This window comes from Nocardiopsis synnemataformans (genome assembly GCF_965343085.1).
Taxonomy (GTDB): Bacteria; Actinomycetota; Actinomycetes; order Streptosporangiales; family Streptosporangiaceae; genus Nocardiopsis; species Nocardiopsis alborubida.
In genome coordinates, this window is the sequence record NZ_CBDRFA010000130.1 from 1 (window position 1) to 11,122 (window position 11,122).

Annotated in this window: 9 protein-coding genes and 1 pseudogene; 6 read left to right on the forward strand and 4 right to left on the reverse strand. The window is 74.2% G+C overall.

Annotated features, from left to right (window positions below; translation table 11 throughout):
- Positions 1-10: 10 nt before the first annotated feature.
- From ACSIH6_RS38345 to ACSIH6_RS38355, 3 genes are all read right to left on the reverse strand, one after another.
- Positions 11-628, reverse strand: coding sequence for a superoxide dismutase family protein (locus ACSIH6_RS38345; RefSeq protein ID WP_435113615.1), 618 nt, complete (start codon positions 626-628; stop codon positions 11-13).
- Positions 629-691: 63 nt separating this feature from the next.
- Positions 692-1,186, reverse strand: a complete 495-nt coding sequence (locus ACSIH6_RS38350) for a DUF3291 domain-containing protein (protein ID WP_435113617.1) — start codon at positions 1,184-1,186, stop codon at positions 692-694.
- 20 nt (positions 1,187-1,206) lie between these two features.
- Complete coding sequence (locus ACSIH6_RS38355; RefSeq protein WP_435113619.1) at positions 1,207-1,905, reverse strand: helix-turn-helix transcriptional regulator; 699 nt, start codon at positions 1,903-1,905, stop codon at positions 1,207-1,209.
- A gap of 79 nt (positions 1,906-1,984) precedes the next feature.
- On the opposite strand from ACSIH6_RS38355, the gene ACSIH6_RS38360 reads away from it, so the two are divergent.
- From ACSIH6_RS38360 to ACSIH6_RS38385, 6 genes are all read left to right on the forward strand, one after another.
- Complete coding sequence (locus tag ACSIH6_RS38360) at positions 1,985-2,605, forward strand: YigZ family protein (protein ID WP_435113621.1); 621 nt, start codon at positions 1,985-1,987, stop codon at positions 2,603-2,605.
- Positions 2,606-2,714: 109 nt separating this feature from the next.
- Positions 2,715-4,268: an outer membrane protein assembly factor BamB family protein gene (locus tag ACSIH6_RS38365; RefSeq protein ID WP_435113623.1), complete on the forward strand. Its 1,554-nt coding sequence runs from the start codon at positions 2,715-2,717 to the stop codon at positions 4,266-4,268.
- Between the two features lie 333 nt (positions 4,269-4,601).
- Complete coding sequence (locus ACSIH6_RS38370; protein ID WP_435113626.1) at positions 4,602-7,295, forward strand: FtsK/SpoIIIE domain-containing protein; 2,694 nt, start codon at positions 4,602-4,604, stop codon at positions 7,293-7,295.
- 146 nt (positions 7,296-7,441) lie between these two features.
- Complete coding sequence (locus ACSIH6_RS38375) at positions 7,442-9,076, forward strand: serine/threonine-protein kinase (RefSeq protein WP_435113632.1); 1,635 nt, start codon at positions 7,442-7,444, stop codon at positions 9,074-9,076.
- 28 nt (positions 9,077-9,104) lie between these two features.
- The gene (locus ACSIH6_RS38380; protein WP_435113628.1) at positions 9,105-9,506 is read left to right on the forward strand and encodes a spore-associated protein A; all 402 of its coding nucleotides are present in this window, start codon (positions 9,105-9,107) and stop codon (positions 9,504-9,506) included.
- A gap of 20 nt (positions 9,507-9,526) precedes the next feature.
- Entirely contained in the window at positions 9,527-10,765 is a 1,239-nt protein-coding gene (locus ACSIH6_RS38385; protein WP_435113630.1) for a sulfotransferase family protein, read from the forward strand.
- A gap of 66 nt (positions 10,766-10,831) precedes the next feature.
- Here the strand turns inward: ACSIH6_RS38385 and ACSIH6_RS38390 are convergent.
- Positions 10,832-11,122 (reverse strand): annotated as a pseudogene (locus ACSIH6_RS38390) (DUF4184 family protein); the annotation flags it as partial.

The window sequence follows — 11,122 nt, forward strand, 5'->3', positions numbered from 1 at the left end:
GACCGGTCCGTCAGAAGTCCACGCTGACGCAGGCCAGGCGGTCGCCCGCGGTGCCCGCCTCGCCCTCACCGGTGTGGGTGTGGTGCTCGTGCAGCACCAGCGACCGGGCCTCGCCCTCGCGGAACTCCCAGTCCACCGTGCTGGTCGCGCGGGCGTTGCCGTCCTCGTCGGTGGTGAAGTCCAGCCAGACCTCGTTCTCGGGGTTGGCGTAGGCGGGGTCGCTGGAGGGCTCGTCCTCGGTGGCGGCCGGGTCGGTCTCGTTCTGGTAGTGGGGGCCCGCGTCCGCCGGGTCCTCACCGCAGGGCTGGGTGTGCACGTGGGCGCCGAAGTCGCGGTCCCCCTCCAGGCTGGTGCCGGTGAACTGCACGTGGGTCCGCCCGTCCTGGACGCGTACCTGCACGTCGGAGGTGGCGCCCTCGGGCACGGCGGTCTCGTCGTAGGTGATGGCGCCCGTGCCCTCGCCGGGCGGCAGGAAGGTCGACGCGGTCACGCTCGGGGAGGCGGTGGGCGCGGTCTGAGGGGATTCCGGGGAGGCCGCGCCGTCGCTCTCGGCGGGATCGGACTGCGCGCATCCGGCGGCGAGGGTCGCGGTCAGGGCCAAGCCGACGGCGAACGGTGTGATGCGCATGACGGAACTCCCGGTTGCTCTCAACGGTCGCCCACAAGACTACCCAATGTACCCAAAGGATAACTAGGCGTGCGGAACGCGATCTGCCGGGGGAGGGAAGGGCGTCCTGAGGGTGAAGGCCTCGGGGGTGGGGCCGTCGGCGCGCAACAGGTCCAGACGCCTTCCGGCCTCCTCGACAGTGGGGATCGTACCGCTGGGAACCCACCACAGGACCAGGTACGCCTCCCGCAGGTGCTCGAACCACTTCCGGCGGCCGCGCAGCAGTTCCAGGTGCTCACTGCGGTAGGTGAAGTTCCACAGCGACTCCACGTCCTGCCAGACGGAGTAGTTGATCAGGAGCCCGTCGCCGAAGGGCCGCATGCCGGTGGCGTCCTCCCTGCCCTCCTCGACCAGCCGCCACACGAATCCGGGGGCGCTGTCGGCCAGCGCGTTGATCGGGTCGATGCGGGAGGCGAAGCCCGCCATGGAGGGGGCGTCGAGGGGGGCCTTGAGGACGCCGACGTTGATCTGTGCCAGGTGGTACCCGGAGGGGGAGGTCTCGTTCACGGGACACAGCACACCACGGCGGGGCTTCTATGTCAACGCTCATTATTTTTGGAAAACACCACGCAGCACCGGCCCGGACGGGCGTCCATCCGAGCCCTCCCACCGTCCTCGCCGCGCCCCTCCAGCAGGCCGCGCAGCAGCTCCAGGTTGAGCCCGCAGGCGAGCGGGGGGAAGGCGTGCGCCAGGGTGTGGAAGGGGCAGTTGCGCAGCCGCACATCGTCGTCCTCCTCCGCGGCCCCCTCCGGCCCGGATCCGTCCCCGGAGGCGCGGGCGGCCCCCTCCTCGGGCTCGTAGCCCCGGGCGCGCAGCAGGTCCGCCAGCGCCTCCTCCCGGTGCCCCGCCCCGATCCGGCGGCCCTCCTCGCGGGCGGCGGCGTACAGGGCCTCCTCGGCCCCGTGCCGCTCCACCGCCTCCGCCAGCACGTGCGCGGCCAGCTCGTAGTCCCTCGGCGGCAGGTGCAGCGACAGGTCCCGGTCCGCACGCCGGTACAGCTTGGCCGGGCGTCCCGACCCCGGCCCCTCGCGGCCGCTCACCTTGCGGCGGGCCACCTCCAGCAGGCCCGCGTCGGCCAGCCGGTCCAGGTGGTGCGCGGCCAGGGTGCGCTGGATGCCGAGGGCGTCCGCGGCCTGTCCCCGGCTGACCTCGCCGTGCGCCGCCGCCACGTACTCGTACAGCCTCCGGCGCACGGGGTCGGCGAGGGCCTGCGCGGCGTCGATCGAGGAGTCGTCCATGCCCCCATTGTCGGCGCGACCCGGCACCGCGCGCAGTGGGACACTGGTGGACGACCACGACCCCTGCCGAACAGGCGACATGCGAACGATCAGACGCGACGGCGAGTACGAGCTGGAGATCCGCAGATCCCGCTTCCTCTGTGCGTTGGCCAGGGCGGACACCGAGGACGCCGCCCGCGCCTTCATCGCGGAGCGCCGCAGGGAGCACTGGGGCGCCAACCACAACTGCACCGCCTACGTCCTCGGCGACCAGGGCGGAGCCCAGCGCTCCAGCGACGACGGCGAGCCCTCCGGGACCGCGGGGCTGCCCATGCTGGAGGTGCTGCGGCGCCGGGAGCTCACCGACACCGTCGCCGTGGTCACCCGCTACTTCGGCGGCGTCAAGCTCGGCGCGGGCGGGCTGATCCGCGCCTACGGCAACGCGGTGTCCGCCGCCGTGGACGCGCTCGGGGTCCTGGAGCGCCGCGAACTCCTCGTCGTGGACGTGTTCGCCGACTACGTGCTCGGCGGGCGCCTGGAGAGCGACCTGCGCGACTCCTCCCTGACCGTGCGCGACGTCGCCTACGCCGACCGGGTCCGTATCGAGGTGGCCCTGCCCGAGGCCGACCTGCCCGGATTCGGGGTCCGCCTGGCCGAGCTGACCGGCGGGAGGGCGGAGTTCGAGGTGCGGGGGACCACGGTCGTCGAGGTGGAGCCCTGAGCCCGCGCCACGTCCCATGGCTGTAACGACTCGCTCCCCCCGTGTCCGCCCGCCGCGGCGCGGCTTAGGATTTGCCGTAAACGTCATCGTTCGTGGGGAGAAACCGTCCATGCGCCGCTCACGGGTGCCCCGGGCCCTCACCTGTGGACTCGCGGTGCTGCTGGCCACCGCGTGCACCGGTGATCCGGAACCCTCCGCGCCCCCTCCCGAGGAGGAGCCCGCCCCCGTCCCCACCGCGTTCGGGGGGGAGGCGCCGCCCGGGATCGAGGGCGAGATGCTGCGCTACCTGCACGGCGGCTCCGCCGACGTCCACGAGATCTTCGCCGATCCCCTCGGCGTGCGCATCAGCCCGGTCGGCGACGCCTTCCTCGTCAGCTCCGGCAGCGAGGACCGCCACCTGCTGCACGACGCCGCCACCGGTGAGACGCTGTGGGAGGGCGCGGCGCGCTTCGACGGCTTCGGCACCGACCGCGACGGCGAGCGGGTGCTGCTCATGGCGGACGCCGACGGCCTGCCGTTCGTTCTCGACGCCCGTGGCGAACGGCTGTGGGAACCGGCGCGGGAGGGCGACGCCTACCTCGACGGCCTCGCCGTGCGCCGCCCCGGGGGATGGACCGCCGAGGAGCCCCACGGGGCGTTCGCGCTGCTCGACGGCGGGGGCGGCGAACTGTGGGAGTACGAGTTCGAGGCCCCGGCCGAGCCCGAGGAGGAGGAAGGGACCTCCGGATCCGACGGCGGGTCCGGTGAGTCCGGGGAACCCGAGTCCGACGAGGGGACGGAGGAGCCCGGGGCCGGAGGGGAACCCGAGGAGCCAGCGCTGGGAGTGCCGGTCGCCGCTCGAGGAGACCTGGTCCTGCTCGCCACCGGCGGCCCCGTCCTGCACGCCCGCTCCGTCGGCGCCGACACCGCGGGCGAGGAGCTGTGGACGGTCGACGGCGAGGACGGGGACCTGGGCCTGCCCACCTCCGCGCCTGCCCCCGCGCCGCAGGTGATCGGCTTCTACACGCTTCCCGAATCGGGCTCCGGGACCGAGTCCCCGAGTGAGTCCGCGTCCGAGGACACCGGGGACGGGGAGGATGGGGAGGACGCGGGGGAGGACGAGGCCGACGGCGAGGAGGTCCTGCTGCTGCGCTGGGCCCAGCCCGAGGCGCCCTCGACCCTCTCCGCGCACGATCCCGACACCGGTGACCTGCTGTGGACCCTGGAGGAACCGGGCACGAACCCGGTCGCCGGGGCCTTCGACCCCGACGGGGTCGCGGGCAGCCTCTACGACGAGGCCACCGGAACCCTCCTGCTGCCCCAGGCCAGCGGTGAGGCGCCGGTGGTCGCGGTCGACCTGGCCGGGGGAGAGGTCCTGTGGGGCCTGGAGGCGGAGGCGGGATCGATCTCCCCGGCCTTCGCCTTCGACGGCCTGGTCTACGGTGACTCCCGCGCCAGCGGCGGACAGGACCAGCAGCTGGTGCTCGACGCCGTCACGATGGACGTGGTCGAGGACGAGCTCCCGGCGTACGTGGAGGCGGTCACCGAGAGCGGGCACGCCATCCTCGTGCACGACCGGCAGCGGTTCGTCTACGGTCCGCCCTCGGACGAGCCCTCCGAGGGGGAGTCCGGTGAGCCCTCCGACGCGGAGGGTTCCGGGGCCCCGGGCGACGAAGCCAGCTGACCGGTCCCCGCGGGGGCGCTTCGCTGGCGCGGAACCGGGCGGACAGTGGGCTGGCCGAAAACCACAGTGGGCTGGCCGGAACCGTTACCGGTGTGACGCAAGGGTTCTGATCTGCGTCTCAGCGAGGCTCGACGGTCCAGGCTCGCTGCAAGTACAGGATCACGGCGGAGGGAGCGAGCCGGTCCCTCCGGGGCTTCGCCCCCTCCGCGTGTCCGGGACCGGCGGCTCGCGCCGCCGCACCGGCGGTGCGCTTCGGGTACCGGGGGTGCGCTTCGGGTACCGGGGCGGCGGGATCAGCCCCTGCGCCGCACCTCCTTCGACAACGTCGAGGACGTGCGCCCCGACGTGCCTTCCGCGGCCTGGGCCGACCGGCTGGGCCGCGCCCTGGCGCCCATGCGCGACAGCAGCGTCGGCGAGGGCGGCGGCTCGCTCCCGCGCAGCGCCCGCCTGCTCGACGTCATCGGCCTGGAGCCGCCCGACGGCGACGCCATCGCCGCCCACTGGGCCTCCGGGGGGCGCAGCACCGTCGCCACGCTCGGCCTTGGCCTGGACGGCCCGTTCTCGGTGGACGTGCGCCGGGACGGCCCGCACGCCCTCATCGCCGGCACCACCGGTTCGGGCAAGTCCGAGCTGCTCCAGACCCTCGTGGCCTCCCTGGCGGCGGTCAACCGCCCCGAGTCCATGTCGTTCGTGCTGATCGACTACAAGGGCGGCAGCGCGTTCAAGGACTGCGTGGAACTGCCGCACACCGTCGGCATGGTCACCGACCTGGACACCCACCTGGTGGGCCGGGCCCTGGTGTCGCTGGGCGCCGAGCTGCACCGGCGCGAGCACATCCTCGCCAAGGCCGGGGCCAAGGACATCGAGGACTACCTGGAACTGCTGGACCGCGACCCGCGCATGCCGCAGATGCCCCGCCTGATGCTGGTCATCGACGAGTTCGCGTCCATGGCCCGCGAGCTGCCCGACTTCGTCAAGGGCCTGGTCAACATCGCCCAGCGGGGACGTTCCCTGGGCATCCACCTGGTTCTGGCCACCCAGCGCCCCGGCGGCGTGGTCACCAACGACATCCGCGCCAACACCAACCTGCGCATCGCCCTGCGGATGACCGACGAGGCCGAGAGCCGCGACGTCATCGACGCCGCCGAGTCCGCGCACATCGGCATCGACACCCCCGGCCGGGCCTACGTGCGCCTGGGGCACGCCTCCCTGCTGCCGTTCCAGTCCGGCCGGGTGGGCGGACGCCGGGTCGTGGCCGCCGCCAACGCCTCCGACCCGGTCGCGCACGCCGTGAAGTGGTCGGACCTGGCGCTGCCCGCCCCCGCGGCCGTCCAGGGCCCCGCCGACACCGGCGACGTGGAGGTCACCGACCTGACCGTCCTGGTATCCGCGGTCAAGGAGGCCACCGAGCGGTCGGGCGCCCGCCGCCAGCCCAGCCCGTGGCTGCCCGCGCTGCCCACCGCGCTCACCCTGTCCGAGCTGCTGCGGGGTCGTTCTCCGCAGGCCGTGCACGGCCGGGTCCAGCCCGCCCCGGTGGGGCTGGTCGACGTGCCCGCGCAGCAGCGCCAGTTTCCGTACGTGTTCGACCTGGCCAGGACGGGACACCTGCACGTCATGGGCTCGGGCCGCACCGGCCGGTCCCAGGCGCTGCGCACCATCGCCGCCTCCCTGGCCCTGGCCCACCACCCCGGCGACGTGCACATGTACGGCCTGGACTGCGGTAACGGCGCCCTGCTGCCGATGGAGCGGCTCCCGCACTGCGGCGCGGTGGCCCAGCGCACACAGGGGGAGCGGGTCGTGCGCCTGCTGGGCATGCTCGGCGAGGAGCTGGACCGGCGCCAGAAGCTGCTCGCCTCGCACGGCTGCGCCGACCTGGAGGAACTGCGCGCCAAGCTGCCGCCGGACGAGCGCCCCGCCCACGTGGTGCTGTTCATCGACCGCGTGGACGCCTTCGAGCAGGCCTTCGGCGAGTACAACTACGGCGCCCTGGTGGAGGACGTCACCACCCTCATGCGCGACGGGGCGGGCGTGGGCGTGCACGTCGTGGCGACCGGCGACCGCCTCCTGACCCGCACCAAGTACTCCTCCACCACCGAGGAGCTGCTGGTGCTGCGCTGCAACGACAACGGCGACTACAGCGCCGCCGGGCTCAACGCCCGCTCGCTGCCCGAGGAGATCCCCGACGGCCGGGCCTTCCGTGCCGGGGACGCCATGGAGGTCCAGCTCGCCCTGCTCAACCGCAACCCGCAGGGCGCGGCGCAGGGCGCCGAACTGGGCCGCATCGCCGACTTCGTGTCCCGGCGCCCGCAGGAGGGCACCGGACCGCGCCCGTTCCGGGTGGACGTCCTGCCCGACCAGCTCGCCTACGCCGACATGGCCGGCTACCGCCCCGGGGCCCCGCGTCCGCTGCACGCGCTGCTGGGTGTGGGCGGCAACGAGCTGACCGCGGTCAGCGCCGACCTGTCCCGCGTTCCGACGTTCCTGGTGAGCGGACCTCCCCAGTCCGGGCGTTCCAGCATGCTCACCACGATGGCCAGGTCGCTGCTGGAGGGCGGCACCGAGCTCCTGCTGGTCACCCCGCGCTCCTCGCGCCTGGCCGACCTGCGCCACCAGCCGGGCGTCCAGGGGGTCCTGGACGCGGCCGAGCCCAAGCTCTCCCAGCTGCACGAGGCGCTCGGCCGGTTCCAGGGCGAGACCGCCGTGGTCGTGATCGACGACGCCGAACTCCTCCTCCAGAGCGATCTCGGCAAGGAGTTCACCCGTATCGCCCGCGGCATGGTCGGCGCGGGGTGGGGCATCGTCGCGGCGGGCACCAACGAGGCCCTCCAGGGCGGCTTCAACGGGTGGCACGTCCACCTCAAGCGCAACCGCGTGGGCGCCCTGCTCTCCCCGCAGGCCCAGAGCGACGGCGAGGTACTGGGCATGCGCCTGCCCAAGGGCGTGTCCAGCCCCCGACTCACCCCCGGCACCGCCTACCTGCACCTGGGCGACGGCCGCATCCAGCAGGTGAGGGTGCCGCTGCCGTGACCGCCGTCGGCCGCCCCGCCCGGGGCGGCCGGAACAGAACCGGTGATATCCATGAGTGTGCCCCTTTCTCCCCCTTCTCCCCCTCTCCGGGGGAGGGCCCCGTGCTCCCCCACTCCGCCCCGAACGAGACCTGTGAGCAGACAGCAGTGAGTACGCACCCCTCAGCCGTCACTCTCCCCGCGACCGCGACCGACCTGACCTCCACCGACCCCGCGCGCATCGGCCCCTACCGGCCGCTCCGGCGCCTGGGCTCCGGAGGCATGGGCGTCGTGTACGCGGCCCACGACCAGGGCGGCGCCCTGGTCGCGGTCAAGCTCATCCACCCCGAGTACTCCGCCGACCCGGAGTTCCGGGCCCGCTTCGCCCGCGAGGTGGAACTCCTGCGCAGGGTGGGCGGCGCCTGCGCCGTTCCGCTGCTGGCCGCCGACACCGAGGCCGAGCGGCCCTGGCTGGTCACCCCGCTGGTGCGGGGCATGACGCTCAGCGCCTACATGCGCAAGAACGGCCCGCTGGGCGAGCAGCTGCTGCTCGGCCTGGCCGCCGGGGTGGCCGAGGCGCTCGCCCAGATCCACGAGGTCGGCATCGCCCACCGCGACCTCAAGCCCGCCAACATCGTGCTGTCGCCGGAGGGTCCCCGCGTCCTGGACTTCGGCGTGGCCCGCGCGATCGACCAGACCGCGCTGACCCGCACCGGGTCCGTGCTGGGATCGCCCGGCTGGATCAGCCCGGACCACTACCGGGGCGCGCCCCCCAGCACCGCCGACGACATCTTCGCCTGGGGCGCGCTGGTCGCCTACGCGGCCACCGGGCGCCCGCCGTTCGGCACCGGCGACCCGGCCGCCGTCGCCCACCGGGTGATCAGCGGCGAACCGGACACCGAGGGCTTCAACGGCCCGCTGGCCGACCTGGCCGCCCGCGCGCTCAGCAAGGAGGCGTCCGAGCGGCCGACCGCGCTGGAGCTGGTCAGCGGCGTGGTCGCCGCGGGCAACCCGGGGCGCTCCTACGCCCCCGTGGACTCCGCCGCGGCGGCGGGCGGCGTCATGGCCGCCGTGGTCGACCACACCTGGCAGGGCGTGCAGGCCGCCCCCGAGCGCGAGTTCGCGGTGGCCCCCGACCGGAGTTCCGGTGGTTCGGGCAGGGTGCTGGCCGTGGTCGGCGCCACCCTGGGCGCCCTGGTCCTGCTCGCGGGGCTGGGTTTCGGCGGCGTGGCCCTGGCCGGTAACTGGGACTCCCTGCCCATGGCCGCCTGGTTCGGGGACGAGCCCGCCGACGCGGCCGAGGCGCAGCAGACCGCGGAGGAGCGGCGGCGTCCGGGGCCGGTGGGCCAGGAACCGCAGGAGAGCGCCTCGCCCTCCGACGACCCGTCCGAGGAACCCTCCGAGGAGGCGTCCGCGAGCGAGGAGGACGAGGAGGGCTCCGGCGGCGGGTCCACCACCACGACGGCCACGGTGGGCGCCGGGGTGGGCGCGAGCGGATCGCGCCCCTCGGGCGAGCACGTCGTGGCCTTCCAGCCCTCCGGCGGCTCGGGGCGGTACGCCGTGCTCGACGGCGCCACCGTGGTGTGCGCGTGGAGCTTCTGCCAGAGCCAGGGCGGATCGGTCGGCGACGGCGGCGCCGGCTCGGTGCCCTCCAGCCCCTCGGCCCTGACCGGCTACGTCAACCAGGGCAGCCGCACCATCACCGCCGAGGTCACCTACACCACCGACGACGACGGCACCGTCACCATCACCCGCCTGGTGGAGCAGCACAGCACCAGCGGCACGGGCACCCCGCCCTGGTAGGAGCCGGAACATGAGACACGGGAGAGACATGCCGAAGACCCTCGTGCGCAGGGCCGCCGCCGTGGCGAGCCTGGCCCTGGCCGTGGCGGTGACCACCCCCGTGCCCGCCACCGCCGCCTCCTACGGGGGCCAGTGCGGGAGCGGGTACGAGGTGGTCAACGAGGCCTCCGTCAGCGGGGGCACCGTCTTCCTCACCTACAACAACTCCAACGGCCGCAACTGCGTCGTCGTGGTGCGGTCCGACCCTGGCAGCGCCGTCAACATGGACGCGGCCCTCAAGCGCAGCGACTCCACATCGTGGGACACCGACCCGGGTGACTGGACGGAGTACGCGGGCCCGGTCTACGTCGACGCGGCGGGCCACTGTGTGGACTGGGGCGGCGTGGTCGGCGACGAGTGGGTCCTGCGCAACGGCACCAACTGCGGCTGACACAACAGGAGAGGGCGCTTGTGAACGTGCACCACCCCCGGTGGCTGAACCCGGTCAACACCCTGCTCAAACCCTTCGAGGAACGCCTGGGCGCCTCCGAGGGGGCCTTCGACGCCATGCTGGGGGAGGCCTCCGCGCGCAGCGGGCTCCCCTGGCCCTCCGACGAACCCTTCCTCTCGGACATGCGGGTGCTCCACGACGCCTGGCAGGCGGTGCCCGGCGTCACCCCGATCGGCCGGATCGGCCTGCGGAGCGAGGTCCGGCGGCGGCTGGAGACGCGCCTGCGCATGCTCCACCTGCTCGACGCCAACCCGGAGATCGCCGCCCTGCCCGTCGAGCGGCCGGTGTTCATCACCGGTCTGCCCAGGACGGGCACGACGTTCGGCCACGGGCTCCTGGCCCAGCACGTCCGGGCCCGCGCCCCGCGGCTCTGGGAGATGCTGAGCCCGGTCCCCGACACGGGCAGGCCCGGGGAGCGCACCGTGAGCAGGCGCGAGCGCCTCGCCCTGGCGCGGACGCTGGTCCGGGGCATGGACGCCATGGGACCGGGGTTCCAGACCATCCACCCCATGCACCCGCTCGAACCCGAGGAGTGCGTCTTCCTCCTGCCGCACGGGATGTTCTTCCACGTCCGCGCGGCCTCCCCCGACTACCGCGCCTGGGTCGAGGGGCGCGACGCCACCCCGGACTACGCCTACCTCAAACAGCAGTTCCAGGCGTTGCAGTGGAAGCGGCCCGCGCGCCGCTGGGTGCTCAAGTCGCCCCTGCACCTGTTCAACCTGGACGCCCTGCTGAAGGTCTTCCCCGACGCGGTGATCGTCCTGACCGACCGCGACCCGGCGCGGGCCATGGCGTCGTGGGCCAGCCTGACCGAGGCGTCGATGCACATCCACAACAGCGACGTGGACCCGCACTGGATCGGCCGCGAGTGGTTGGAGATCTGGGCGGGAGGCGCCGAGCGTGCCCGCCGCGTGCGCCGCGAGCACGGCCCGGAGCGCTTCCTGGACCTGCCCTACGGCGAACTGACGTCCGACCCGCTCGGGGCGGCCGAACGCGTCTGGCGCGGCCTCGGTGAGGAGTTCGGTCCCGACACCCGGGCCCGCACGCTCGCCTACACGCGCGCGGACCGGCGCAGGAACCCGGGCGGCCACCGGTACAGCCTGGAGCACTACGGGCTCACCGCCGAGGAGGTGCACGCGGTGTTCGGTCCGGACCTGACCGGCGCCGAGGCGGCCAGGGCCGGAGGGGACGGGGTCTGAGGGCCCGTTTCCGCGCCACCGCGGTCCCGCGCCGCCCGGACGGTCGCCGGGACCGCGCGGCGTGCGTCAGCGCGCCGTCCGGCGCAGCGGTCGCAGCGACCACCAGGCGGCCGTCCACGCGGCCAGGCCCAGCCCGGTGCCGGTGACCGCCCCGACGAGCAGGCACCGCACGAGGTCGTAGCCGCTCACCTGCGCGCGGTCGGACAGCCCGCCCGCCACGGCGCCCGCCACCGCGCACACGGCGAGGGCGGCCAGGGCCAGGACGCGCACGCGCTCACCGGTCGGGCCGCCCGGGGAGCCCCCGCCTGGACCGTCCGGGAAGCCCGCTCCATGGCGTTCCGGGAGGCCCCCGCCGCG